The following is a 23,744-nucleotide window of genomic DNA, read 5'->3' on the forward strand; positions in this document are numbered from 1 at the left end:
GGTCAATGGCTCGCCGCCGTTGCGCCCATTTCATTGAGCAGCCGGAAGGTCTCGAAGCGCTCCAGCGCGAAGGGCTTGAGCAGGTCTGGCGCCCGGCCCTTGGCGATGGTCTCGGCCATGCGTTTTCCGGCCACGGCCGTTGCCTTGAAGCCCCAGGTGCCCCATCCGCAGTCGAGCCAGAGATTGGCAAGCGGGCTGGCGCCCATGATCGGGCTGTAATCCGGCGTCATGTCGGTGATGCCCGCCCACTGCCGCAATAGCCGAACCCCTTGCAGGAAGGGGAAAAGATGCACAGCGCCCTCGGCCAGATGTTCCTTCATGCCCAGCGTCGAGCGAGTCGAATAGAGCTGGTACGGATCCGAACCACCGCCGATGACGACCTCGCCGCGCGAGGACTGCACAAGATAGGTGTGCAGCGAAACCGACGAGACCAGCGTGTGCAGCCACGGCTTCAGCGGTTGCGTCACCATCGCCTGCAAAGGATAGCAGCGGATCGGCAGCTCCACCCCAGCCATCATCGCGACATCGTAGTTCATGCCGCCAGCGGCGATGAGCACCGCGCCGCATGCGACGCGCCCGCGGTTTGTCATCACCGCCCGGACATTGCCACTCTCGACCTCAAAGCCCTGGACCTCGGTGCGCTGGTGAATCTCCACACCGCGGCGCGAGGCCTGCGCCGCGTAGCCCCAGGCGACCGCGTCGTGGCGCGCTGTTCCGCCGTCGGCGTGCCACAGGCCGCCAAGAATCTCGAGCGCGTTGCCGCGATCCATATTCAGTTGCGGCACCAGCTTTTCGACTTCCTTTGCGTCGATGACTTCGGTGCGGGTGCCCATGTGCTTGCCCATCTCGGCGCGCAGATCGAAGGCGCGCAGCGTGGCCTCCGTATGGGCAAGCGTGAGCTGGCCGCGCTGCGAGAACATGACGTTGAAGTCGAGCTCCTGCGACATCGTCTCGAACAGCGAAACGCCTTCCTTGTAGAAGGCGATGCCTTCCTGGGTGATGTAGTTGGAGCGGATCGTCGTGGTGTTGCGCGCCGTGTTTCCGCCAGCCAGATAGCCCTTCTCGAGCACCGCGATGTCGGTGATGCCATGATATTTCGACAAATAGTGCGCGCACGCCAGGCCATGCCCGCCGCCGCCGACGATCACCACGTCATAGGACGGCTTGAGCTCGGGCGTCCGGGGAATGTCGCCAGTCACCGGATAATCGCGGCTGAACCCGTATTTGAGGAGCCTAAGCGGCATGGCCACCCAGACCGCCTGGAGGTTCGTAGATGAGCGCCGACAGGTCCGAGAACCGGCTTTCCGTGCCGGTCAGGCCGAGTATAGCATCGCGGATCGCGGCCGCCCTGGCTTCGCCCAGAACCGGCGCCGAGAACTCCATGTATTTGGCGACGATATCAGCCTCGCTGATGGGCGCTTCAGGACCGCCGCGTGCGTGGACGTCACCGGAATCCAGCAAGCGTCCGTCTGTCGTCTCGATCTGCACGTCAGCCCAGCGCCCTTCCGGGAAACGAGCGCTGTGCCTCGCCGATTCGCTGACCTCGACGCGCCCCAGCATCTCCCCAACCGCGCCGTCGCACAGCCCCTGGCCCGAAATATGCTCCACCGCTATCCGACCGTACAGGATCATCGTGGCCACGGCGAAGGCCAAGCTGTATTGCGCCTTGGAAGTTGTGTCGGGCATGCCGTCGAACAGCGTCGCCGCGTAGTGGAAGCTGTTGACGTTGATCCTGCCTATATCCTGCGGCCGCAGGCCATGCTGCAGGCATAGCGCCCGGGTCGCGTCGATCGCGGCGTGAGCCCAGCGGCAGATGGGATAGGGTTTGACGTATTGTAGCGGCATCTGCCAGAAATCGCCGAGATCGGCCCAATATCGGGCCACTTCCGGCGCCTCGACAGTGATGGCCGGAGCGCCGGCGAACCCGGCTTGCGCGAGTACCGCGGCCGACAGGCCGACCTGTGCGCCCATGCCGGAGCCGTCGTGCAGCATGGTCGGCGTCGCGATCTCACGCATCATCTGGCTGCGCGGCCCATGATATTCGGCAATGCCGAAGGCGTCGCGCAACTGGGTGTCGTTCAGCCGCAGCAGGCGGGCCGCGACAGCAGCGACGCCAAGGGAGTTCCAGGCGCCCGAGGTGTGATAATCCGAAACGGTCGCGTGCAACGCGATGCCGGCGCGGCCCGCGACTTCGTAGCCGACCACGATCGCGGCGAGCGCTTCGATCCCGCTCAAATCTGGCTTCTCCTCTGCCAGCGCAAGCAGTGCCGGGATGACCGCAACCCCGATATGGCCCTTGGTCGGCGGATAGCCATCATGGCCGTCGAGATTGTCGGTCTGGGTCGCGGCGGCGAAAGCGGCACCCGCGATGCTGACCCGCCTGCCGTCGAAGATCATCCTTGCGGCGTGCCGGTCCGTTCCGCAACCGTAGAGCAAAACGGCGGCATCCCGCGCAATGCGGCCGGCCTGCATCGGCCCGGCAGCTATGGCGATGCCCATCGTATCGAGGAACTGGAGTGAGGCCGCCTTCAGGACATCGGCTGGAAAGAAATTCTCCGGGGAGCGCAGCACGAACTCCGCGACACGCCCGAACACGGTGCAAGCAGGCTCGCCCCGTTCCAACCGCAGGTCCATGATGCCCACCTCTCGCCAACCGCGCGCTTCCAGATAACTACGAATAATTTGGTCTCGCAGGCCGATCACGTGATTAGTTTGGCGCCATGATACAAAAAAAACGAGGGCAAGCGATTGCGAAACCCGTTCGCGACAGTCTAGTTTTCGGCTCGATCAGGAGCGATGCCATGAAGCCACCTCCGCCATTGAACTACATCCGCTCGTTCGAATGCTCGGCGCGACACCTGAGCTTCACCCTCGCCGCCAGCGAGCTTGGCTACACACAGGCAGCCGTCAGCAACCATGTCCGGGGGCTGGAACATTATCTCGGCCGCCAGCTCTTCGTGCGCTATCCGCGCAGCCTGAAACTGACGGAGATGGGCGAAGCCTTCCTGCCCACCCTGCGCCAGGCGCTCGACCAGATCGACCACGCCACGGAGGCGATCGTCGCCTCGTCACGCAACCGGACTGTCGTCATCTCCTGCCCGATGAGCCTTGCCGAAAACTGGCTGGCCGGATGTATGGGCGCGTTCCGCCAGGTCCATCCCGAGATCGAGGTCGTTCTGCACGGCACGATCTGGGAGGACCTCAGCGAGCAGATCGCCGACATCACCATCTCGACCCGCCGCTTCGACGACTTGCCGCCGGGCGCCGTGCAACTGTGGAGCGACCAGCTTGCCATCCTTTGCGCGCCAAGCCTGCTGTCCGGCCCCAAGGCGCTGAAGGCGCCGAGCGACATACTCGGCGTCGACTGGATCTTCGTTCATGGACGCCAGGAATACTGGCAGTGCATGGGCGACGCGCTGCAGATCGACATTTCCGACTATGAGAAAGGCATCACCACGAATGCCTCCAACATCGCGCTGGAACTCGCGGCGATGGGCGCGGGCTGCGTCGCCACGCAATATTCGCTCGCCAGAACCTACATAGCTCGCGGTCTCTTGATCGAGCCCTTCCCGGTGCGCGCCGCCAGCCCGTGGACATACTACCTTTCGGAAAGCCAGCTCTCCAAAGGCAACGTCGTCAAGATCGTCAGAAACTGGACCCTGGAACAGGCCGCCCTGCATATGCGGGAGCCGGTGGGTTAGTCAAGATCCGGACAGGCCGCACCCTGCCGGCGCTGCCAGACGCCGACTGAGGTTGCGGATTTCCGTGCAGGTCTCCCGCTTCAGTTCAATATGCTCCGGATCGCGTGCTCGACGACCTCGTGCAGGCCGCTGGCCTGGAAGGACAGGCGGTTGCCCGATCCGACATTGCTTGTCATGGCGATCGTCAGGCCGCTGTCCGAATCGTGCTGCATGACGCAGACATAGCCCGGGATACTGCTCTGGTGGCCGTAGAAAGCGCGTCACCATAGCTGCTCTGGAACAGGCCGGCGCCGGTCTCGCGCATGCGCGTGCCGGGGAAAGAGACGGTCGCGCGCGAGCCGAACATTTCCTGGAACCAGCGCGGTGAAATGACCTTGCCAGCGAACAGACCGCGCATGAAGCTCACCGGATCTGCTTCTGAGCCAACGCTCTGAAAGTAAGGCATACATGACATTCTCAGCTCACAATATGCTCTATGTCGCTATCAGCCGAGCCAGATACCGGATGGCTATGCTGGGGACTACGGAGAGAGGGGCAAGTTCGATTCTTAAGCCCGCCTTCGCCACCGGAGCTCTCACAAAAACTGCTGAGTGAGGCGGATCTGGCATGGTGACAGCGCTAGATGAGCGTCCTCGCGAAGGCCGGCGCTGCCAGTCCGCTGCTGAACGCGGGGGGCCGGCGCCACCGAGATATCACCGCCTTTAAAACGCAAAAAACCGTAAGGAGCGCGCGTCCTGCGAGATATGCGTCAGCATTCTGGATCACCAGTCGTCCCATGGCCAAGCGTGTCTCTTGGGTGAAGCTGCCGATATGAGGGGTGAGCACGACGTTTTCCAGCCTCAGCAATTTCGCCGGTAAGTTGGGCTCGTCGGCGAACACATCGAGTGCCGAGGCGCCCAGCCTGTTCGACTCGAGTGCTGCAACCAGGGCAGTCTCATCCACGACGCTGCCGCACAAACGCCGCTGATGACGCTACTCGCCCGCCAGGGCAGCCGTTGCCTCATCCACGATGGATCCGGTGGGCGAACGGTCCGCTCGGCTCAGCCGGTTCCTTGCTTGGCAAGCGTCCCGATCACTTTTGCCGCGCCTCAAGCTCGGCGACCCAGCCTTGCATCCAGCCGCCGCACCGTCAGCCCTTTTGTCAGGAACACCAGTTTAGCCGCCTCCTCCAGTTCCTCGGCGGCGAAGACGGCGTCACGAAAACTGCGGCCCGAAACCGCCGGACCGTGATTGGCCAGCAGCACTGCCGCATAGTCGCGCGCCTTGGCCAGCACCAGCGGCCTGACATCCACCGAGCCGGGTTGTGTGTAGGGTTAAAGCGGCACGCGGCCGACGCGCATCACCATGTAAGGCGTAATCGGCGGGACGGTGTCGTCGGGGTCTATGTCTTCAAGGCAGGACAATGCCGTGGCGTAGGTCGAGTGAAGATGCACGATACCCGCCGCCTGCGGCCGCGCTTCGTAGAATGACATGTGCAGGGGTATCTCCTTGGTCGGGGCATCACCGGACACCGCCACGCCTTGGGTATCCAGCTTCGACAGCCTGCCAGGTTCGAGATAACCCAGACAGGAATTGGTTGGCGTGACCAGGAACCCATCTGGAAGCCTTGCCGACAGATTGCCGGACGAGCCGGCAGTATAGCCGCGCATGAACAGGGACTCGCCCAGCGGCAAAACTCGTCGCGGAGCTGCTGTTCTTCCAGGGTCATGAGGCCCTACCTTTCAGAGTATCGAGTGCACGTTCGAAAAAATCGTCGGCGCCGAAATTGCCCGACTTCAGCGCAAAGGCCAGCCTCGGCTTTCCGTCGAAAATGAGTACCGGCACTCCGGTGTCGATCTCCGTCCCGACCTCGAGGGCCGCCGCTCCAAACGCCGAGGCAACCGCGCCGGACCGACGCCGGCCACCGATATGCCGCTCTCGAGCCACGTGCCCTTGAGCGCCACGGCAACGCCGGCCAGCCATTCGTCCTCACGTCGCTCTGCCACGTCGACGGCTCGCCGCCTAGCGGCCAGATCCTCTTGCCGTGTGCCAACAACGGTCTTGAGCGTCTCGGTACGCTCGGCGTCCACCTTGAATTGCCTGTCAAGGAACAACTCTGCCACGGCCATGACCGTCTCAAGGCTGTCGGCGGGATCGGAACCGACGCCGACGCTGGCCAGAGCCCCGCTCAGTTCCAGGCGTATTTGGTCTCTCTCATCAACCGCCCGCTCGGCTTTCTTGCGGGCAAGCTCGATCTCATCCCAGGCCGCGAGCGCTTCGACCCGGGCAGCAATGCGATTCTCGATCAGCTCAATCAGCCGTTCGGAGGAAATTTCCAGGCACTCTCCGAATAGCTCTCTTGCCGCTGCGCGAATTTCCGAGAGTACGGCCTCCAGTCCAGCGGTGAATGGTCGTGTGGTCGACGGCAATGCGCCGCTCGGCCATCATCTCTTCAAGATCCCGCCGGCTCAGATTGTAAGCAAGATACCAGCACACGCACAGGATCACCGATCGGTCGAACTGGCGGCCTTGAACATTTGTTCCTCCGAAGATGTCGAAGGGTCTCCATAGCGCCGGTAATCAAAACGTTGCAACACATCCGTTCCGCGAACCTGCGGATGACAGCAATACGGTCGACCACCGGCATGCGCGGCCAAGCGCCCTCATCGAATGCCTCACGCGCCGTTGCGACCGCGAGATCCACGTCGGCCTGCGCTGCCGGCGGCACCGCTCCGACCTGGCTTCCGTCGTAGGGCGAGCGGACCTCGATGAAATCGGCACCCAGGGGATCCACGCGCCTGCCGCCGACGAAGTTCTGCGTGAAATTCCGCATCATGATAACCAGTTCTCCGCTACGGATGGATGAGGTCGGCCGCACGCTCGCCAATCATGATCGCCGTCGCGTTCGTGTTGCCGGCGATATGACGCGGGAAGATCGACGCATCCGCGACCCAGAGCCCTTCGGTGCCATGTACGCGAAGCTCCGGGCTGACGACCGCGCTTTCGTCCGGTCCCATCCGGCAAGTGCCCACCGGATGCAGGAACGGCACCGCGGCCTTGCGCGCATAGGCTTCGTCCGCGGCAGGCCCCGCGCCTTCAGCCGGCACGTCGATGAGCTCGCGCACATGGCTGCCGAACGGGGGCGTCGAGGCCAGCTTGCGTATCCAATCCAGGCCGCGCAGCACGCAGGCAATATCGTCTGGATGGTCGAGCAGGCGCGGATAGATCGCCACCGGCTGTCGCGGGTCGCTGGAACGAAGCTCGAGGTGGCCGGTGCTCTTGGGATAGTTGACGTTGGCCAGGATGGTAACAAGGTTGCGCGTCGGCACGTGCAAACGGCCGTTGTCGTTGAAGTATCCGAAGGGGAAGAGATGGAACTGGAGGTCCGGCATCTCCCTATCGGGCGTGGATTTCAGGAAGGCGAGCACCTGGGCGGTGGGCACGCTCAAAACACCGTTGCGCAAAAGGATCCATTCAGCGAACGCTTTTGCCCGTCCGATCGGCGATGCATAGGCATTCCCCGTCTTGACGTTCATCTCCGCACGGACATAGAGGCCCGGATGTTCCATCAGGTTGCGGCCGACCTCGGGACTTGCGACCCGCACGCCAATCCCATGGCGGGCTAGTTTGTCCGGATCGCCGATGCCCGAGAGCATCAGTATCTGCGGCGAGTTGATGGATCCGGCCGACAAGACCACGCCGCGCCGTGCCTTGGCTCGTACCTTCTGGTTGCCGCGCAGGATGTCGACGCCGGTAGCCCGCTTGCCTTCCAGCACGATGCGCTCGACCAACGCATCGTCCATGAAAGTGAGCTTGGCGTCACCGAGGCGAGGCAGGATGAACGCGTCGAATGCCGACTGACGAACGCCGCCTCTGGTGGAGCCCTGATTCCAGGCGACACCCTCGTGGGAGCTGCCGTTGAGGTCGGGATTCAGGGGCACGCCCGCATTGACGAAGCTGTCGATGAACTTGGTCGATATCGGGTGCTTCCAGCGTAAGGCCGACACTCGGAGCGGTCCCATGCCGCCGCGATAGGCATTGTCCTTGTCGTTATCGGCGGTCTCCATCCTGCGGAAATAGGGAAGCACCGAATTCCATCCCCAACCCTTGTTGCCCATCGCCTCCCAGGCGTCGTAGTCGGCCGCGGCGCCACGAATGAAGATCATGCCGTTGATGGCGGACGATCCGCCCGGCACGCGCCCCCGCGGCCACGATTCCTGCAGACCATTGCGACTGGGATCCGGCTCGGTCACGTAATTCCAGTCGTAGCGGACGTTGCCGATCGTGTGCATCAGCGCGGCCGGCACGCGCGTCAGATGCAGCTTTTCGCTTTTGCCCGCCTCGAGGAGAAGGACACTCGCGCCCTTTTCGACGAGGCGCGCCGCGAGCGGTGAGCCGGCGCTGCCCGACCCTACGACAATGTAATCGAATTCCATCGTGGACGTGCTCATCAGAAGTTTGAGGCGGGCGCGGCAAGCCGCATCGCGCTGCCGGACGCGGTTGGAAATCTAGCTATCCTCACGACGCCCTCACCTCCACGGCGGGCATCCTCACCGGGGCGGCGGCTCCGGCGGTGACAAGATGGCAGGCAGCATAGTCGTCGCCGCTGCGCTTCATCAGCATGGGGTCCTCGCTCACGCAACGTGCGAAGGCGAAGGGGCAGCGTGTGCGGAAACTGCAGCCCGGGGGGATGTCGATCGGATCGGGCGGTTCGCCTTCCAGCAGGTAGGTCCCGGTATCGTACGGCTTGTGCTCGATGGCTGGGACCGCGCTGAGCAATGCCCGCGTATAGGGGTGCGCGGGATCGAAAAACGTGGCCCTGTTGCCGGCAAGTTCCGCTATGCGCCCGAGATACATGACGGCTACGCGGTTGCAGACGCGGCGAACCATGCTCAGGTCGTGGGAAATATAGACATAGGTGATGCCGTGCCGGTTCTGCAGCCCCTCGAACAGGTCCAGCAACTTGCCCTGCTCGACCTGATCGAGCGCGGACAGGGTCTCGTCGAGAATGAGCAGTTCCGGCTCCAGCACCATGGCGCGGGCAATGTTGACACGTTGGCGCTGACCGGCGCTGAGGCCCACCGGCAGTCTGTCCGTAAGATCGGACCGCAGGCCGACCTCGTTCATCGTGGCCGCCACGCGTTCTCTGATCTCCTTCGCGGCCAACCCGCCATGGATACGCAGCGGCTCCGCGATTGTGCGACCGATGGCCAGGTGTGGCGGGATCGCGTTGTAGGGGTCCTGAAGCAGCAGTTGGAACCGGTGGCGCAAGTCCATCAGCTTGCGGCCGCCCAGACGAGCGATGTCTTGTCCCTTGAACAGTATCTGGCCCTTGTTCGGAGCCTCGAGGCGGCTGAGCAACCGCGACAACGTCGATTTCCCGCAGCCGGATTCGCCCACGATACCGAGATTGTCACCCTTGTAGACATCGAACGAGACGCCGCGCACGGCCTGCACGACGCGATGCGCGAACAGCCTCTGGCGATCCTTCGTGGCGTAGGAGCGATAGACGTCACGCACTGAGAGGATGACTTCGCGCTTATCGTCCACAGCTTCTTCCGGCGCGGCTGCAGTCGGTTGGGCATCCCATATGCGAGGCAGGCTCTCGATGAGATTGCGAGTGTAGCTGTGTTCCGGTTTCTCGATGAGGCCGCGCGTGTCCTGACATTCGACGACCCGGCCATCGGCCAGCACAAGAATGTTGTCCGCAATCTCGTTCAGCACCCCGAGCGCCGAGGAGACGAAGATGATCGCTGTCGAGAAGTCGCGCTGCAGATCGCGCAGGAGGCGCAGGATCTGGGCCGCCACCGTCACGTCGAGCGGCTGCGTGATGTTATCCGCCACCAGCAGGTCCGGATTTGTCACGAGCGCGTCGACGATCAGCACACGCTGCATCATGCCACCGCTGAACTGGAACGGAAATTCATGGAAGCGCAGCGCCGGCGAGGGAATGCGCACCGCATCCAGCACCCGCAGCACGCGAGCCCTCGCGTCGGCGGTTGAGATATCAGGCTCCACGGCGCGAAGCTTCTCGATGATCTGCTGGCCGACCGGAATCGTGGGATCGAGCGCGCTGCCTGGATCGGAGCCGATATAGGCTACCTTGCGGCCGCGCAGCTTCTGCATCTCGGCGGGCGGAAGACCGAACAGATTGCGCCCACGGTAGGCGATACTTCCACCCGTCGGCAGAAGCGGTGGGCTTATCCAGTTCACCAGTGCGCGCGACAGGACCGTCTTGCCGGAGCCGCTTTCGCCGATGATGCCCAGGACTTTGTTCTTCGAGACCGAAAGATCGACGTTGCGCAGGATCGCGCGCCGACCACCGTCAGGCGTGGCGAGATCGATCGAGAGGTCCGAGACCTCAAGGATTTTGGCACTTTCCGCGCTCATAGAACCCCCTGCAGGAATTTGTTGCGGGAGCGTTCGAGAGCGCCACCCATCAAGTTGATGCCGCACAGCGACGCGGCCAGCAGCAAGCCGGGGATGGTGGTGATCCACCAGGCATTCATGAGATATTTCGTGCCGTCGGCGATGATGGTGCCGAAGGTCGGCGTTGGCGGCTGGATGCCGATGCCTATAAACCCCAGGATCGCCTCGAATATCATCATGCGTGCAACGTCGAGCACGGCCACGAAGGCTATGGGCGGCAAAGTGTTGGGCGCGATGTGCACAAGCAAAATGCGAAGGTCCGACGCGCCCAGTATCTTGGCGGCGCGCACATATTCCTTGCGCCTTTCCGACATGGTGGCGCTGCGCGCTATGCGGGCGTAGCCCGGCCAGCCCGCGAGGATGAACACCAGAATCACCGACATCGGCGTCGGCCGCGTCACGCCGAGGATCGTGATTGCCAGAATGATGACCGGGATGGACATCTGGGCGTCGGTGATGCGCATCAGGATGAGATTGGTCCAGCCGCCGGCATAACCCGCCAGCATCCCGATCGCCGAACCTATGACGAACATGCCAATGACGCTGGCTATGCCGATCATCAATGCGTTCCGCAGCCCTATCAGCGAACGTGCAAGAAGATCGCGGCCGAGCTGATCCGTGCCGAATATGTGCGGCCATACCCAGCCCTGCTCCGGGAAGGGCGGTGAGAATTTCAGCCCCACGCTGAACTTTGTCGCGGAAAGCCCAAGCAATGTGGGCGCGACGACCGACAGCAGTATGAGGCCAAGGAATATCACCGCACCCACCCTGAATTCCGCCGTCCTTGCGGCATTCAGGAAAATGCTGGCGCCCAAGCTGCGTGACTTCGCCGGCTGGCTGGCAGCGGTTTCGACGATGGCTTGCTCTGACATCAGTACTGCAGCCTTCTGTCTATCGTGGTCGAGGCGAAATCGACCAATATGTTCACAAGCACGAGCGCGACGCAGGAGAAGATTGCGATCGCCTGGATGATGGGAAAGTCGCGCTGGAACACCGCGTTGATCATCAGCAGACCGATGCCTGGATAATTGAAGAGATACTCAATGACGAAGAGACCGCCGAGGATCAGACCCACCGCCTGAATCCCGAGAAGGTTGAGCAACGGAATGGATGAGTTGCGCAGCACGTGCGCCGCGATCATCCGCGCACGCGTCAGGCCGCGTATCTGACCTACGGAAACATAGGGATCGAGCAGGTTCGACGACACCGAGACCGACAGGGAGCGCACAATCACCGGAATGAGTTCAACCGCGAGCACCAGCGCCGGCAGTATGGCATAGGTCCAGTTCTGGTAGCCGATCGCGGGAAGCCATCCGGTTTTGGCTGACAGCAGGAAAATGAACACCAGTCCAAGCCAGACATTGGGCAATGAAACCAGCACCGAGCTCAAATAGAGCGCGAAGCGATCCGGCCATCGCCCGGCATTGAGCCCCGCCCAGACGCCGAGCGGCAAGGCGACAGCCAGCGAGATCAGAAAAGCGAGGCCGGCCAGCAAGAGGCTATAGGGCAAGGTTGTGACGATAAGCTCGATCACAGAGGCTCGGTTGCTCGCATCGAAAGTCGATTCACCGCGAGAACCGCCGGTGCTGCCACCTTGAGCGCTTCGCACGAAGGAGCGTCCGAAATCGCCTTGCAGCACGTGTCCCATATAGCGCCCGAACTGAACGATTATCGGGTCGCGCAATCCAAGATCCTTGGCGGTTTGCTCCGCGACCGAGGGCGACACCATCGGCCCCAGCATGAGCCGCACGGGATCGCCGGGCACGACACGCAGCAACGTGAAGATCAGCAGCGCGATGGCAACAACGATGATGGCGCCCTGGGCCAGGCGGCGGATGAGAAAATCTATGGCAAACAGCATGGAGTCCGTCTCGTGCGGGAGGATGGCGGCGTCGGCAAGTATGGATCCGGCGCCGCCTGTTCCTTGCGTCAGACCAGATCGGCTTTGGACAAGTCGATCGGCCCGTAGGGGAGATAGACGGCGCCCTCAAGGCTCTTGGATGCACCATGGAAGGTGAGCGCGGAGAACAACGAGAAGCTTGGAACCTTCTTCGCCATCGTCGGGAAGGTTTCCTTGGTAAGGATCTTCAGGCGCTCTTCCGGATTGGGTGCGTTGCGCTCCTTGTCGAGCGCCGCATCGATCTCGGGATCGTTGATGCCGCTGATGAGCGCGGCACTCGAATGCCAGTTCGGCCGCAACACAAGGTCCGGCTCTGGCGAAGGCGTCATCCAACCCACGTCGCACATGTGGCCCTGACCCTGCCCGTCCGCCCGCCGATAAATGGCGACTTCCCACGCGGCCGGCTCAAGCACGGTAAGCTGGACATTAAAGCCCTGCTCCTGGAGCATCGCGGTGATCAGCTCGCCGTATTCCTTCGTCTTCGGATAGAAGCCGATCGACGTGATGTATTCGAGCTGCGGCAGGCCTTCGCCTTTCGGGAAGCCGGCTTCCGCGAGCAGGCGCTGCGCCTCCTCCGGATTGTAGTCGGGATAGCCCTCGATATCCTTGAAGCCGAACTTCATCGGCGATACGTAGGAACTCGTGGGGAGGGCCGCCTCCCCCATCAGTTCGAGGATCTGCTTGCGGTCGATCGAATGGCACGCCGCAAGCCGGATGCGGGGGTCATCGAACGGCGGCTTGTTGCAACGGAAGTGCAGATACTTGTTCTCTGTCGTCAGGCCCTTGCGGGTAACGACCTTCGGGTTGCCCTGAAGCGAGGCATACTGCTCTGGCTCGAGGCGCTCGGCAATATGATACTGGCCGTTGAGCAGCCCCAGGACACGTGTATTGGCGTCGGGCACGTAGGCGTAGATCACTTCATCGACTTTCGGACGACCGCCGAAATAATCGTCATTGGCCGCCAGCACGTTCTGGTCACCGTTGGTGGCAACATATTTGAACGCGTTGGTGCCGTTCGGGCGCTTTTCCAGGATCTTGGGGTCCGCCACATCCTTGACCGAGAGGATCGGGATCACGCTTGAGATGAACCACCAGGCAGAAGCCGGATAGTCGTATTTCTCGGTGTGCAGTCGAACCGTGAGGCGGTCGATGACTTCGACATCGACCTTGCCCGGACAGAAAGATGCCGCCGGACGCTTGGGGTCGGAAGAATATTCATAGGTGGCCTTCACATCCTCGGCGCCGAATTCCTTGCCGTCATGGAACTTCACGCCATCGCGCAGCTTGAACTCGATCGTGTTCGTGTCGATCAGGGACCAGCTTTCGGCTAGCGCCGGCTCCAGAACGTCGGCCTCGCCGTCGCGCATCGGAGCCCGGGTCAGCGCATTGAACACGAACTTCTCGAAATTGCCCTGCCCGAGCGTGGTGTGAGAGGTTGGGTCCCAATTGCCAGTAACCGGCCCCATCGAGGCAAGCACGACACTTTTCTTGCCATCAGCGCGCACAGGCAGCGGCAGGCCGCCTACCATGCCGGTCACGCCAATCGCGCCAGCCCCTACAATAAGATCTCTACGCGTAACCATTGATGTTCCCCTTTGCTTGCATGCGCGCCTTCCTGGAACGCGCGACTTCGTTATCAATTGCCAGGCCGATCACGGTCCCACTCCGCCACCGGTCCGGAACACTCCATCCGTCTCTGGATGCGCAGGAAATGCACGTCATCACAGCCACGCCCGGCGATTCCACTTGCGGTGCCCGGAAGCGCACCTGAAGGTCTCGTTCGGAACCGATCCGCTCGCCAAATCCAAGAATAAACAAATCGGTCAAAAACATCATTATATCCACACCCTTCAGAGTCAAGACAAACCGCTATGCGGTGCCAAAATTTGAAAAATGGAACATGCCGAAGCTATCTTCGGTCAGCCATTTTTTACATAACTAGTTGAATCTCAACGCTTAATTTCTCTCCCGCTTTCTCGTCACGCATGTCATTCTGAACGATTTGAATGTTTTATGCATTTTTCCCGAATTGACGGCTCATTTGCCTGAACTTATCATGCCCGAAATGGGAGGCTTGACTTAGTCATGGAAGCCATTGGTTGGAACCGCGCATGTCGGGGAACGCAGATGGGCTGCCCGCACTGGCCGGCGGTAGAATGAGTCCATGAGATTTTCAGAATTCCGGCAGGAAAAGATTCTTGAGATCCTGCGAGCCAACGAACGCGCGAGCGTCAATGCCTTAGCGGAGCGTCTCGAGGTCAGCCCTGAATCGATCAGGCGGGACCTACGCATCCTTGAAATCAATGGCTTCGCCCGAAGGGTCTATGGCGGTGCGGTCATCACACCCAACGAGGCCGACAAGCCCTTCGTCGAACGCAACAAGGTCAACGCGCCGGAAAAAAACCGGATCGCGGAGAAGGCAGCCAGCCTCGTTCGCGACGGGATGAAGATATTCGTCAGTTCCGGCACCACGACGCTCGCTTGCGTGAAGCAGCTGCACAAGCACCAAGACCTGACCATCTTCACAAATTCCATCGCCGTCGCGGCGCACTTCTTTTCGCACGGCTGGGGCACCAGCGTTCGCGTGCTCGGCGGCCCGATGGTGCCGGAGTACCAAGCAACCTTCGGCCACGCGACCATCACCGCGCTCAATGGCCATCGTTTCGATGTGGCGCTGATGGGCGCCAGCGCCGTTCACTACGACCATGGTTTCATGGGCTTCGGCGAGGACGAGGTCGCACTGCACGATGCCGCGAGACTGCAGGCTTCCACCACTATCATGGTGGCCGACGCATCGAAGTTCGGACGCTTCGGCTCCGTGCGTGCCTTCGGCCTTGGCGATGCGCATCACGTCATTACGACCAAGGGCGTGGGCGAGGAGTTCGTGCAACGTTTCGGCGAACTGGGCGTCGACCTCATCAGGGTCTAGTAGCGGCGCGCATTTCAAAAACTGCCTGCCCCCAAATCTTTCCTTTACACAAGGCACCAGAGCGATAGCATCGAACTGGCCCTGTCAGCGCCGTTGGCCAGACTTGCAGTGGCTTGTTCGAACAGTGCGCGAGACAATCCTAGCTTGACGGAAATGGCTCTGGCGGAAAAGGGCTCGACGCCCCGCAATGACTTGACGGAAGTCACCGGCCCTGCCGCGACGAACGCACTTCACGCGATTGTAGCGAAGGACTGGGATGGCCTTGTCGCTCGCGCGGCGACATCGCACTTGGACCGTCAGACATGGACTGCTGCCCGGGTAAACGTCGCGGCGGAGGCGGGCACGCCGGGTCTTCTGGTGCCTACGCATCGCGGCATCGACAGCACGAGGCTCGAACTATCGATGGAAGGCCATCGCCCTTCCCTGTTGCTGAAAGTCATTCATCCCGATCAGCGTCGCTATATCGATACGGCTGCTTCTTTCGACGCCCAGCGAAAGGCGGCGATACTCGGCTGCGCGCCCGACATCCTGGTATCGGACGCCGTGCGCGGCATCGCGCTGATGGAATTTCTGGGCGGATGGAGGACAGCACGCGTCAACGACTTGCGCAAGGCAGACGTCATGGATGCCGTGCTTGGCGTCAAGCGCAGAATCCATTCCGGCCCTCGCCTGACGCGTAGCTGGTCCGTCTTCGACAGGATCAGAATCCTTCAAGCGGAAATCGGACGCAACACGAGCGGTGCGCCGAGTGAACTGACCGCCTTGCAGGACGATGTGTTCCGTATCGAGCGCATGATCGAGGCTGCCGGTGTGGACACCGTACCGGCTCATGCCGATGGCCTCGCCTCCAACATCCTCATCGACACTCACGGCAAAATCCAACTCGTGGATTTCGACGAGGCGCGCAACGTCGACCCCTATTTCGAATTTGGTGTCCTGATGAACGAAGCCTTCGGGCCAGAAGAAGAGATGCTGCCTGCTCTGGAAATGTTCGAGGGCCGCGTGAGGCGTGAAAGCCTTCGCCGCGCCAAGCTCTATGCGATTGCCGATGACCTGGCGTGGACCATGTGGGGACTGGTCATGGACGCCGTCTCCACAAGGAAGGACGTCGAATTTTTCCGCTATGCATGTTGGCGCCTGATCCGGTGCCGCGCCACATTGGCCGGCGTCGATCTCGACCCCCGCGCCGGGTGGCTTTGAATGTCCGCCGTTGAAAAGGGCCTGGGTGAAGGCAACACCCTCGCCGAACGCCAACTCGAGGCAGCATTATCCAAGGTTACCACCTGGCAAGGCAGGGCCATTCGGTACCGGCCGATGTTCGGCGGCTTCAGCAACTCCAACTGGCGTGTCAGCGTGGCCGGCGAACAAAGCTCCTTTTTCGTCAAGTTGCCTGGCCCGGGCACGGAGCGCTTCATCAATCGCGCCGCGTCCTTGGAAGCGGGCCAGCGAGCCTACCTGCTCGGCATCGGGCCCCGGTGCTTCGACTATTTGAAAGACGAAGGCATAGAAATCTACGATTTCGTCGAGAATTCCCGCACATGCGTCACCAAGGATTTTCACATCGCCGGCGTCAGGGAGAGCACAATCGCGCTTTACCGCTCATTCAACGACTCCCCCCTTCTCGGCCTCACAAAGACCGTCTTCGACATGATAGAGGAACATCTCGAGCAACTGGCCGAACTGGCAGGGGAACTGCCCCTCGGCTTTCCTTCGATCCACGCACAGTATCGGGCAGCGCGTGCTGCGATCGAAGCCGCGGGGATCGATCTCGTGCCTTGCTACAACGATCCCGCCCCCGCCAACTTCCTGTCAACCAGCGATGGCCGTATCGTGATCGTCGATTTCGAATACGCCTCGAACAACGACCGTTGCTACGATTTGGCTACGTGGTGCTCGGAAATGTTCTTCGATGATTGTATGCACAACGAAGCCGTCGAAGCCTATTTCGGCCGCGTGGAGCCGGCCATTCAGGCGCGCATGTTCGTGTATCGGATGCTAGGCGATTTCAAATGGTCGCTCTGGGCCATGATCCAGATGGCTATCTCCGACATCGATTTCGATTTCTATAAATTCGGCGCCTGGAAGCGGATGAGACTGCATTCGACGCTGAACGACCAACGCTGGGGCCGATCGCTGACCTCGCTCTGATCCGGGCGTGATCCGAATCTCAAATTGCCGATTGGTTTGGTTTGCAGTCAGTGCATTAATCACGACCGCTCCAATCGGCATGGCGCATGCCCGTGTTGATCTCGGGCCGAGGCAGTCGCGCACCAGTATTCCATGTTGCTCAGCGCCAACCTCGCGCCCGACCAACCGCGTCCTGATGCTTGGCCCTTAGATCGTCGCGCGCGAATCTGGTGTTCGGGGTCATGCGGATGCCTCGGCATCGCTTATCTTGACCTCCACGCCCATGTCGCTCAGCCGCGCGCGCCAGTCCCCCGACAAGCCACTATCCGTAACGATCATGCTTCCGGCCGGAATCGAGGCGACCGCGAATGTGGCGGTTTGTCCGAATTTGCTCGAATCGGCGAGGATGACGACGCGCGAGGCCCGTCCGATCATGCGCGCGTTCACCCTGGCCTCACTGACATCGTAGGTGTAGATGCGGCCGTCGCCCGAGATCGCGCCCGCGCCAAGAAGCAGGACATCGAGCCAGATCGAATCAAGCATCGATTCCGCGAAGGGCCCGACCAGCGACACATTTTCGTCGCGCACCTGCCCGCCAAGGACAGTCACGTTCACCCTCGGCAGGTTCAGCAGCTCGATCGCCACCATCAGGCCGTTGGTAAAGACGGTGAGGGGCATTGGATTGAGCCGCAGATGCCGCGCGAACTGCAATACCGTCGTTCCCGCATCCAGAAACACGGATGAACCGGGAGTGATCATCGACGCAACCGTCACTCCATCGCGATCTCATCGCCTACACCGAAGTACTTGGTAATGAGCAGAATCAGATCATCGATCCTGTGAAACTCATTGGTCCGATGCTCGCTCGTTTCATCGCGACAGACCCTGGATTCGCAAAAGCACGACGCGCGACCTCCAAAGCTCCTGGACCACGACTAGATTGATGTTCGCCGCAGGAACCGACCTTATTCCGCATCGTTGCGCTCTCAATCAAGTAAGCTTCGGCTTTAACAAGAGTTGGATGAGCAGTTCGGCCATTGACCGCATGCGTTGTTCTTCCCGGTAAACGCGCTCGATCACGACAAGCCCTCGCGTATGCACAACGATCAGCCGCGCCGCATCTTTTGGCGTCAGCGTCAGTTGTTCTGCCGCGCCTGGTCGGGAAAGTCTTTCATGCAGAGCTGCTTCGATCTCGTCGAGCAGGTCTCTGATCTCCGAACGTATGGATTCGTCCAGCTCCTCGATGCCGACCGCGGTCTTTGTGCTCAGGCAACCCCGCGTGGGCGCACCGGTTCTCATGGACTCAATGACAAAGCCGAAGAAGCTTTCGAGCGCTTCGCGTAGCCCGGGCTTGTCCATAGCCTCGCGCATGCGGTCGACGTACCTGTCACGATACACGCCGAACACGCGCAGGAACAATGTCTCCTTGTCTCCATAGGCATTGTAGAGCGAACCACGCTGCACGCCTGTCGCCTCAGCCAAATCCTGCATCGTCGTTTGGGAATAGCCCTTTTGCCAAAAAAGGGTGAGCGCCTTGTCCAGCGCCTCTCCTTCGTCGAACTGGCGAACTCCGACCATCCTCCTGCTCCGCATAATTGAACACCGAAGAACACTAAATACCATCCTTGACACTCACGTCAAGTTTGACTACCACGTCAATAATGACATTCGTGTCAAAGATGGGCGCTGCCTTCGAGGATCGATGGCTCGCCGGTGTCCAACCTCTCCCTCTGGTGTGCTGATGTCCTCTCAAGCGGTTCCTCTTACCTCGGCCAAGATCGACCGGCTGCTCGTGCGCCGGTACATATTCGCAGGGCTATGCGCGAGTCTCGACAGTATCGGCCTGGCCCGCTTCGCTTTCACGCCACTCATTCCGGAACTGATCCAGGCGCACTGGTTCTCCGCTTCCAGCACGGCATATCTAGCTGCGGCCAACTTGGCCGGCTATGTGTGCGGCGCGCTCATCGGCCGGCCCATCGCCACGCGCCTCGCCAACGAGCACGTTCTGCGCCTCATGATGGTGCTGATCTCTGCCGCTTTCTTCGCGTGCGCCGTCCCCTTGTCGTTCTCGTGGTATTTCGTCTGGCGTTTCGTGTCGGGCATTGCCGGTGGCGTCGTCATGGTCCTGGTTGCGGCGACCATCTTGCCACACGTGCCGGCTGCGCGAAAAGGTGCGGCAGGGGGCGCGATCTTTCTCGGACTCGGTTTGGGTATCGCCGGTTCGGGAACCGTCATCCCCTTACTGCTTGAACTGGGACTTCCACAGACCTGGATCGGTCTTGGCATCATTTCCGTGATCCTCACGGCCGCAAGCTGGTTTGCGTGGCCCTCGAGCCAGTTGAATCCGCCCGCGAGACACCACGCCGCGCCGGCCGTTCACGCCGTGCGCTTCGGCCGGGATATCAAGCTGCTGTACCTGCAATATGCGCTGATGGCCGCCGCCGCAGTGCCGCCGATGGTTTTTCTCGTTGATTTCGTTGCCCGGGGCCTGAGCAAAGGCACATACATCGGGGCGGTGTTCTGGGCAGTCTATGGCCTGGGCGCCATTGCAGGGCCCCCGCTGTATGGACACTTGGCTGACCGTCTTGGCGCCCAATCGACAGTCAGGATTGTCTCCCTGGTCATGGCGGCTGGCCTGTTCGCCTTCTACCTAACCAATAACCTCATCTTCCTCGGCGCCGTAACCATCATCGTCGGAACATTTGCTCCAGGCATTGTGCCCCTGGTCCTTGCGCGGGTGCATGAGGTGGTAATCCACAATGCGACCCGCCAGAACGTCGCCTGGACTCGCGCCAGCGTCATCTCTGCCGCCGCCCTGGCGGTGGCGGCATATGCCTTTTCCGCGCTGTTCAATGCCACCGGTGGCAACCATCGTCTGCTGTTTCTGGTGGCGGCTGTGATGTTGGTTCTGTCCCTGCTCGCCGGCATCGCGACGTCAGACAATCCACCGACCGCAAAAAACCACGCGTGACAGCGCCTCTTCCATCATCCCTGCCGGCGCCGTCCGGCACATCACCCACATCGAAAGGACCAACTATGACTGCTCCTGTTGTATTGATCACCGGTGAACTGGCCGGCATCGGTCGTGCCACCGCATTTGCCTTCGCAAAGGCGGGCGCGCGCCTTGTGATTTCAGGTCGACGTGAACCGGAAGGCTTGGCTCTTACGCACGAACTGCAAAACACCGGGGCCGAGGTGGAATTCGTGCGTACCGACGTCCGGCACGAGAATGAAGTTCGTCAGCTTGTTGATTCTGCCGTTTCCCGTTTCGGCCGTGTGGACGCCGCGATCAATAACGCCGGCGTTGACGGCATTCTTGGCCCAGTCGTGGACCAGACTGCCGAAACCTATGCCGCGACTTTCGACACCAACGTCCTTGGAACTCTATTGTGCATGAAGCATGAGCTGCGGGTCATGCTCGCCCAAGGGAGCGGCAGCATCGTCAATCTGTCGTCTGCCGTGGGTAAGAAGGGCGCAGCTGGAGCGTCGGTCTATACCGCCAGCAAACACGCGGTGGAGGGCCTGACGAAGGCAGCGGCGCTCGAGGTCGCCGGCTCGGGCGTGCGTGTCAACGCGGTAGCCCCTGGTCCCACCGATACCGACATGCTCACTCGTTTTGCGGGCGGCGATGCCGGAAAGAACGGCATGGCGCAAGCGTTGCCTGGTCAGCGCCTGGGGCGGCCCGAAGAGGTGGCTGAGGCAATCGTATTCGTCGCTATCGGCAAATCATCATTCATGGTCGGCCACTCGCTTTCGGTCGATGGTGGCTACACGGCTTGAGCCGAATACCGGGCAGTATCCATTGGTCTGATGGTGACCGTTGCTACCCGACTCAGCCTGACGAAACCTCCCCACAACTTGCCAATGACCGGGATTAACCCGGCGAACGAAAAGGAAGAAGTGAGCGATGATGACGAGACGCGCAGCTCTGATGATAATGGGGGCTGGCTTGGTATCAGGATGCGTTACGCGTCCTGGAAACACGACGGCGAAGATGGCAGATGCGCCGATTGCCGATCCGTCTTTTCTACAGATGTATGCCGCGCTGGACAATGAACCGTTTCCAGTTCCCGCCGTCGATCTCAAGCATGTCGATCCGAAATACTGGCGTCGTGAAGTCGCCTATCCGACGCAGGAACGACCGGGCACCGTGGTCGTCGATCCGGGCGAGCGGCATGCATATCTCGTCATGGAGGGCGGCAAGGCGATCCGCTATGGCGTCGGGGTAGGCAAACAGGAAGCGTTCAACTTTCGCGGAGACGCTACGGTCGCACGAAAGGCGGCATGGCCGCGTTGGACGCCCACGCAAGACATGATCCGCCGAGAGCCGGATCGCTACACGAAATATGCAGGCGGCCTTCCAGGCGGCTATGGGAATCCCCTGGGGCCTCGCGCGCTCTATCTGTACAGGGACGGCGAGGATACGCTTTACCGCCTGCACGGGACCGTTGAGCCATGGACCATCGGCAAGATGGTTTCCTCCGGCTGCGTCCGCTTTCTCAATCAGGACATCATCGACCTTTACGGCCGCGTCCCCGTCGGCAGCAAGGTTGTCGTCCTGCCTGCATCAACCATCGTCGCCTGAACGCGATATTCATGGAAGGACAATGCCATGAAAAGAAAATCCGCAATCGATATCGTTCATCAATTTTGGAACGAGGTGTGGCGCTCCCCACAAAGGCCGGAGGCTATTGATGCATTGGTACACGAAGACTTCGTGATCACATCGGGCGGTCACGAGATCCGGTCGCGTGACGCATTCAAACAATGGGTCATCGGCTTTCAGCGCCAGATCAAGGACCTGGAATTCGAAGTTCTCGATATCTTTCAAAGCGACTGCGGGACGCGCGTTGCCACGCGTTGGCGGCTCGTTGGCCGGAACAATGGATTTCTGGGAACCGAACCGGATGGGACACCCATTACGATGGTGGGCAATGCCATCATTGCCGTCGACGACGACGGGCTGCTCCGTCACAATTGGGTCGACCGAAACGCCTACGAGGTCCACGGTCATCTCGTCGGCAATCGGCGTATCGTGTAGCCGAGATCGGATGCGCCTTCCCGTGCGGCCAGCATCTTGGCGTGGAAGCTCATCGCGACGATGCAACCGGCGGAAAAGCAAGTCCGGAAGGGGAGCGGCGCACCGGCTTGCCCTCGTCGGCCTGCAAGGTGGCGCCATTCCCCAGGGCAAGCCCGAACGGCAAGACGAGCGTTTCCTCAACGCCCGTTCCTGCTGGTTGCATTTGGATGGCGAGCACCCGCTGGTGGGATTTCCTGTCGGTGAGTTCCTGGCTCAACGCACAGACCTTTTGGTTTCTGCCATTGGCGTCCAGGACGGAGCAGGCGACGTTCCAGTCATCATGCGCTGCCCGCAGTGATGTCGCCCCTTCGGGAAGCCTCGCGTTCACGGCAGACGCAGTCCGGATCGCAACCGGCACAAAGCCAAGAGCACAGCGACAAGGAGCAATAAGCTTAGACGAATGCATTGCGGTAGCGGCTTCAGAAGCGGACATTAAGCGTGCCCTTGAGGCTTTGCTGTTGGGCGTCTGCTGCGAGTTGGGCCTCGTAGGCGATGCCGAGGGACGCGTTGGATGCGATGGCGAAGTCGACGCCGCCCTCAACGATGGCGGCGTCCTTGGCGATCGGAGTGCCGGCGACGGTGAAGGGATCGGAGCCGGCGAAGGCGAAGGTGGCGAGCGGGGCGGTGTCGCCGAAGGCGTGGCGCCACCCGACCGTACTGCGGGCGGTGGCGGTGATGCCGGCGAGGAGGAAGTCGGTTGAGCCATGCAGCCCGACCGTGGTGAAGGAAACGCCGGTATCCATGTCAGGTGCGGTGACCGCGGCTGTGCCCCCATGCTCGCTGAAGCCGTCGGTGTGCAGGTTGACGTAGGCGAGGTTGGCGAAAGGCTCAAGGCCGATGCCGCCGAGCTTGATGCCATAGCCGAGCTCGCCGAAGGCCTGGACGGTGCCAGCGTCGTAGTCAGTTGATAAGCGGTCGGCGAAGCCGTGGAAGGCGACGGAGCGGGCGGTTGAGAGGTCGTGCCGGGTATAGGCGGCCCCTGCCCTGAGGCCGAAGGCACCCCATTGTCCACCGCCGTAGAGGCCGAAATGCCAGTTCTGGCTGTTGCCGGAGGAGGCGCGGCCGCGTGCGTCGAAGCGGGTGTAGCTGTATCCGGTGAGTAGGCCGAGGCGGATGTTGTCAGTGAGGGCCGCGTCGACGCCGCTGAGGAAGCCGCCGGTGGAAGAGGAGATGGCGGCGGCGTTGCCGTCGCCGTCGCGGTTGCCCCAGGCGCCGAAGCCCATAGCCCAGGCAGCGATGCGCCGGGTGTCGGCGGGAGCCAGAGCAGCGTGCTTACCGTCGGCGCCATAGGCGAAGACGGGCACGCCTTCGGCACCGACGGTGCCGAAGGCGGAGCGGATACGGGCAGTCGCGGCATCGCGCACGAAATGGCTGTCGTCGATCAGGACGCCGTTGGCGGATGCGTGCACCTCGCCCGATAGCTGGTCGAGGGCGTCGCGGATGGTAGGATCGTCGTTGGCGAGGGTGAGGATGGCACCATAAAAGGGAGCTGGCAGGGCCGAGCGTGTCGAGGCCGCCGGCGGTGCCCTCTGGTTGCGGGTAAGCGCCTTGTCGGCGAAGGCGATGTCGTTGCGATTGAGCCGCAGGAAAACGTCGTTG

The 23,744-nt window shown here is 61.6% G+C and carries 26 protein-coding genes and 2 pseudogenes; 10 read left to right on the forward strand and 18 right to left on the reverse strand.

The window, feature by feature from the left end; translation table 11 throughout:
- Positions 1-2 precede the first annotated feature (2 nt).
- Together LB533_RS28180 and LB533_RS28185 are read right to left on the reverse strand one after the other, a co-directional pair.
- Positions 3-1,244: an FAD-dependent oxidoreductase gene (locus LB533_RS28180; protein ID WP_140639609.1), complete on the reverse strand. Its 1,242-nt coding sequence runs from the start codon at positions 1,242-1,244 to the stop codon at positions 3-5.
- The gene (locus LB533_RS28185) at positions 1,234-2,634 is read right to left on the reverse strand and encodes an MmgE/PrpD family protein (RefSeq protein ID WP_224678708.1); all 1,401 of its coding nucleotides are present in this window, start codon (positions 2,632-2,634) and stop codon (positions 1,234-1,236) included. The genes LB533_RS28180 and LB533_RS28185 overlap by 11 nt, the downstream gene beginning before the upstream one ends.
- 167 nt (positions 2,635-2,801) lie before the next feature.
- Here LB533_RS28185 and LB533_RS28190 point away from each other — a divergent pair, with 167 nt between their 5' ends.
- Positions 2,802-3,701 carry a LysR substrate-binding domain-containing protein gene (locus tag LB533_RS28190; RefSeq protein WP_224678709.1) on the forward strand — a complete coding sequence of 300 codons (900 nt, stop codon included), beginning with the start codon at positions 2,802-2,804 and terminating at the stop codon, positions 3,699-3,701.
- 80 nt (positions 3,702-3,781) lie between these two features.
- On the opposite strand, the gene LB533_RS29970 is transcribed toward LB533_RS28190, so the two are convergent.
- From LB533_RS29970 to LB533_RS28205, 4 genes and pseudogenes are all read right to left on the reverse strand, one after another.
- Positions 3,782-3,913 (reverse strand): hypothetical protein, encoded by a 132-nt coding sequence (locus LB533_RS29970; protein WP_263487743.1) that lies wholly within the window; start codon positions 3,911-3,913, stop codon positions 3,782-3,784.
- Positions 3,914-4,319: 406 nt separating this feature from the next.
- The gene (locus LB533_RS28195; RefSeq protein WP_224678710.1) at positions 4,320-4,643 is read right to left on the reverse strand and encodes an NAD(P)-dependent oxidoreductase; all 324 of its coding nucleotides are present in this window, start codon (positions 4,641-4,643) and stop codon (positions 4,320-4,322) included.
- A 146-nt stretch (positions 4,644-4,789) separates the two neighbouring features.
- Positions 4,790-5,350 (reverse strand): annotated as a pseudogene (gene otnC, locus LB533_RS28200) (3-oxo-tetronate 4-phosphate decarboxylase).
- Positions 5,351-5,405: 55 nt separating this feature from the next.
- Positions 5,406-5,663, reverse strand: a complete 258-nt coding sequence (locus LB533_RS28205; RefSeq protein ID WP_224678711.1) for a nucleotide-binding domain containing protein — start codon at positions 5,661-5,663, stop codon at positions 5,406-5,408.
- Between the two features lie 113 nt (positions 5,664-5,776).
- Between LB533_RS28205 and LB533_RS28210 the strand changes: the two genes are divergently transcribed.
- On the forward strand, positions 5,777-6,034 hold the full coding sequence (locus LB533_RS28210) for a hypothetical protein (RefSeq protein WP_224678712.1): 258 nt from the start codon (positions 5,777-5,779) through the stop codon (positions 6,032-6,034).
- Positions 6,035-6,077: 43 nt separating this feature from the next.
- Here the strand turns inward: LB533_RS28210 and LB533_RS28215 are convergent.
- The 8 genes and pseudogenes from LB533_RS28215 to LB533_RS28250 all read right to left on the reverse strand — a co-directional run.
- Positions 6,078-6,185: pseudogene (locus tag LB533_RS28215) on the reverse strand (IS6 family transposase); the annotation flags it as partial.
- On the reverse strand, positions 6,133-6,516 hold the full coding sequence (locus LB533_RS28220; RefSeq protein ID WP_224678713.1) for an aldehyde dehydrogenase family protein: 384 nt from the start codon (positions 6,514-6,516) through the stop codon (positions 6,133-6,135). The gene LB533_RS28220 and the pseudogene LB533_RS28215, both read right to left, overlap by 53 nt.
- Before the next feature lie 16 nt (positions 6,517-6,532).
- Positions 6,533-8,131, reverse strand: coding sequence for a GMC family oxidoreductase (locus LB533_RS28225; protein ID WP_318012513.1), 1,599 nt, complete (start codon positions 8,129-8,131; stop codon positions 6,533-6,535).
- Positions 8,132-8,198: 67 nt separating this feature from the next.
- Positions 8,199-10,070, reverse strand: a complete 1,872-nt coding sequence (locus LB533_RS28230; protein ID WP_224678748.1) for an ABC transporter ATP-binding protein — start codon at positions 10,068-10,070, stop codon at positions 8,199-8,201.
- Complete coding sequence (locus LB533_RS28235) at positions 10,067-10,981, reverse strand: ABC transporter permease (protein ID WP_140642323.1); 915 nt, start codon at positions 10,979-10,981, stop codon at positions 10,067-10,069. The genes LB533_RS28230 and LB533_RS28235 overlap by 4 nt, the downstream gene beginning before the upstream one ends.
- On the reverse strand, positions 10,981-11,967 hold the full coding sequence (locus LB533_RS28240; RefSeq protein WP_140642439.1) for an ABC transporter permease: 987 nt from the start codon (positions 11,965-11,967) through the stop codon (positions 10,981-10,983). The genes LB533_RS28235 and LB533_RS28240 overlap by 1 nt, the downstream gene beginning before the upstream one ends.
- Before the next feature lie 71 nt (positions 11,968-12,038).
- Complete coding sequence (locus LB533_RS28245) at positions 12,039-13,592, reverse strand: ABC transporter substrate-binding protein (RefSeq protein WP_411970909.1); 1,554 nt, start codon at positions 13,590-13,592, stop codon at positions 12,039-12,041.
- On the reverse strand, positions 13,579-13,842 hold the full coding sequence (locus LB533_RS28250) for a hypothetical protein (RefSeq protein ID WP_224678714.1): 264 nt from the start codon (positions 13,840-13,842) through the stop codon (positions 13,579-13,581). Before LB533_RS28250 ends, LB533_RS28245 begins: the two co-directional genes overlap by 14 nt.
- A gap of 331 nt (positions 13,843-14,173) precedes the next feature.
- Between LB533_RS28250 and LB533_RS28255 the strand changes: the two genes are divergently transcribed.
- From LB533_RS28255 to LB533_RS28265, 3 genes are all read left to right on the forward strand, one after another.
- A complete protein-coding gene (locus LB533_RS28255) occupies positions 14,174-14,938 on the forward strand; it encodes a DeoR/GlpR family DNA-binding transcription regulator (protein ID WP_140642327.1) in 765 nt (254 codons plus the stop codon).
- A gap of 153 nt (positions 14,939-15,091) precedes the next feature.
- The gene (locus tag LB533_RS28260) at positions 15,092-16,138 is read left to right on the forward strand and encodes a phosphotransferase (protein WP_224678715.1); all 1,047 of its coding nucleotides are present in this window, start codon (positions 15,092-15,094) and stop codon (positions 16,136-16,138) included.
- Positions 16,139-17,086: a choline kinase family protein gene (locus tag LB533_RS28265; RefSeq protein ID WP_224678716.1), complete on the forward strand. Its 948-nt coding sequence runs from the start codon at positions 16,139-16,141 to the stop codon at positions 17,084-17,086.
- A gap of 219 nt (positions 17,087-17,305) precedes the next feature.
- On the opposite strand, the gene LB533_RS28270 is transcribed toward LB533_RS28265, so the two are convergent.
- Positions 17,306-17,839, reverse strand: a complete 534-nt coding sequence (locus tag LB533_RS28270; protein WP_411970910.1) for a DeoR/GlpR family DNA-binding transcription regulator — start codon at positions 17,837-17,839, stop codon at positions 17,306-17,308.
- 14 nt (positions 17,840-17,853) lie between these two features.
- On the opposite strand from LB533_RS28270, the gene LB533_RS28275 reads away from it, so the two are divergent.
- Positions 17,854-18,009 (forward strand): DUF2274 domain-containing protein, encoded by a 156-nt coding sequence (locus LB533_RS28275; protein ID WP_411970913.1) that lies wholly within the window; start codon positions 17,854-17,856, stop codon positions 18,007-18,009.
- Positions 18,010-18,055: 46 nt separating this feature from the next.
- On the opposite strand, the gene LB533_RS28280 is transcribed toward LB533_RS28275, so the two are convergent.
- Positions 18,056-18,643 (reverse strand): TetR/AcrR family transcriptional regulator, encoded by a 588-nt coding sequence (locus tag LB533_RS28280; protein ID WP_224678717.1) that lies wholly within the window; start codon positions 18,641-18,643, stop codon positions 18,056-18,058.
- A gap of 163 nt (positions 18,644-18,806) precedes the next feature.
- On the opposite strand from LB533_RS28280, the gene LB533_RS28285 reads away from it, so the two are divergent.
- From LB533_RS28285 to LB533_RS28300, 4 genes are all read left to right on the forward strand, one after another.
- Entirely contained in the window at positions 18,807-20,036 is a 1,230-nt protein-coding gene (locus tag LB533_RS28285) for a YbfB/YjiJ family MFS transporter (RefSeq protein ID WP_224678718.1), read from the forward strand.
- A gap of 65 nt (positions 20,037-20,101) precedes the next feature.
- Positions 20,102-20,845, forward strand: a complete 744-nt coding sequence (locus LB533_RS28290; protein ID WP_224678719.1) for an SDR family oxidoreductase — start codon at positions 20,102-20,104, stop codon at positions 20,843-20,845.
- 127 nt (positions 20,846-20,972) lie between these two features.
- Positions 20,973-21,650, forward strand: a complete 678-nt coding sequence (locus LB533_RS28295; RefSeq protein WP_224678720.1) for a L,D-transpeptidase — start codon at positions 20,973-20,975, stop codon at positions 21,648-21,650.
- Between the two features lie 27 nt (positions 21,651-21,677).
- Entirely contained in the window at positions 21,678-22,106 is a 429-nt protein-coding gene (locus tag LB533_RS28300; protein WP_224678721.1) for an ester cyclase, read from the forward strand.
- 49 nt (positions 22,107-22,155) lie between these two features.
- Here LB533_RS28300 and LB533_RS28305 read toward each other — a convergent pair whose 3' ends face one another.
- Together LB533_RS28305 and LB533_RS28310 are read right to left on the reverse strand one after the other, a co-directional pair.
- Positions 22,156-22,473, reverse strand: a complete 318-nt coding sequence (locus LB533_RS28305) for an invasion associated locus B family protein (RefSeq protein ID WP_224678722.1) — start codon at positions 22,471-22,473, stop codon at positions 22,156-22,158.
- A 91-nt stretch (positions 22,474-22,564) separates the two neighbouring features.
- Positions 22,565-23,731 carry an autotransporter outer membrane beta-barrel domain-containing protein gene (locus LB533_RS28310; protein WP_318012514.1) on the reverse strand — a complete coding sequence of 389 codons (1,167 nt, stop codon included), beginning with the start codon at positions 23,729-23,731 and terminating at the stop codon, positions 22,565-22,567.
- Positions 23,732-23,744 lie beyond the last annotated feature (13 nt).

It is taken from the genome of Mesorhizobium sp. BR1-1-13, assembly GCF_020165515.1.
Lineage (GTDB): Bacteria > Pseudomonadota > Alphaproteobacteria > Rhizobiales > Rhizobiaceae > Mesorhizobium.

Excerpts from the sequence above, each read along its gene's own strand:
- LB533_RS28180 (WP_140639609.1), bottom strand. The coding sequence starts at position 1,244 with ATGCCGCTTAGGCTCCTCAAATACGGGTTCAGCCGCGATTATCCGGTG.
- LB533_RS28185 (WP_224678708.1), bottom strand. The coding sequence starts at position 2,634 with ATGGACCTGCGGTTGGAACGGGGCGAGCCTGCTTGCACCGTGTTCGGG.
- LB533_RS28190 (WP_224678709.1), top strand. The coding sequence starts at position 2,802 with ATGAAGCCACCTCCGCCATTGAACTACATCCGCTCGTTCGAATGCTCG.
- LB533_RS29970 (WP_263487743.1), bottom strand. The coding sequence starts at position 3,913 with ATGCAGCACGATTCGGACAGCGGCCTGACGATCGCCATGACAAGCAAT.
- LB533_RS28205 (WP_224678711.1), bottom strand. The coding sequence starts at position 5,663 with ATGGCTGGCCGGCGTTGCCGTGGCGCTCAAGGGCACGTGGCTCGAGAG.
- LB533_RS28220 (WP_224678713.1), bottom strand. The coding sequence starts at position 6,516 with ATGATGCGGAATTTCACGCAGAACTTCGTCGGCGGCAGGCGCGTGGAT.
- LB533_RS28225 (WP_318012513.1), bottom strand. The coding sequence starts at position 8,131 with ATGAGCACGTCCACGATGGAATTCGATTACATTGTCGTAGGGTCGGGC.
- LB533_RS28230 (WP_224678748.1), bottom strand. The coding sequence starts at position 10,070 with ATGAGCGCGGAAAGTGCCAAAATCCTTGAGGTCTCGGACCTCTCGATC.
- LB533_RS28235 (WP_140642323.1), bottom strand. The coding sequence starts at position 10,981 with ATGTCAGAGCAAGCCATCGTCGAAACCGCTGCCAGCCAGCCGGCGAAG.
- LB533_RS28245 (WP_411970909.1), bottom strand. The coding sequence starts at position 13,592 with ATGGTTACGCGTAGAGATCTTATTGTAGGGGCTGGCGCGATTGGCGTG.
- LB533_RS28250 (WP_224678714.1), bottom strand. The coding sequence starts at position 13,842 with ATGTTTTTGACCGATTTGTTTATTCTTGGATTTGGCGAGCGGATCGGT.
- LB533_RS28255 (WP_140642327.1), top strand. The coding sequence starts at position 14,174 with ATGAGATTTTCAGAATTCCGGCAGGAAAAGATTCTTGAGATCCTGCGA.
- LB533_RS28260 (WP_224678715.1), top strand. The coding sequence starts at position 15,092 with ATGGCTCTGGCGGAAAAGGGCTCGACGCCCCGCAATGACTTGACGGAA.
- LB533_RS28265 (WP_224678716.1), top strand. The coding sequence starts at position 16,139 with ATGTCCGCCGTTGAAAAGGGCCTGGGTGAAGGCAACACCCTCGCCGAA.
- LB533_RS28280 (WP_224678717.1), bottom strand. The coding sequence starts at position 18,643 with ATGGTCGGAGTTCGCCAGTTCGACGAAGGAGAGGCGCTGGACAAGGCG.
- LB533_RS28285 (WP_224678718.1), top strand. The coding sequence starts at position 18,807 with ATGTCCTCTCAAGCGGTTCCTCTTACCTCGGCCAAGATCGACCGGCTG.
- LB533_RS28290 (WP_224678719.1), top strand. The coding sequence starts at position 20,102 with ATGACTGCTCCTGTTGTATTGATCACCGGTGAACTGGCCGGCATCGGT.
- LB533_RS28295 (WP_224678720.1), top strand. The coding sequence starts at position 20,973 with ATGATGACGAGACGCGCAGCTCTGATGATAATGGGGGCTGGCTTGGTA.
- LB533_RS28300 (WP_224678721.1), top strand. The coding sequence starts at position 21,678 with ATGAAAAGAAAATCCGCAATCGATATCGTTCATCAATTTTGGAACGAG.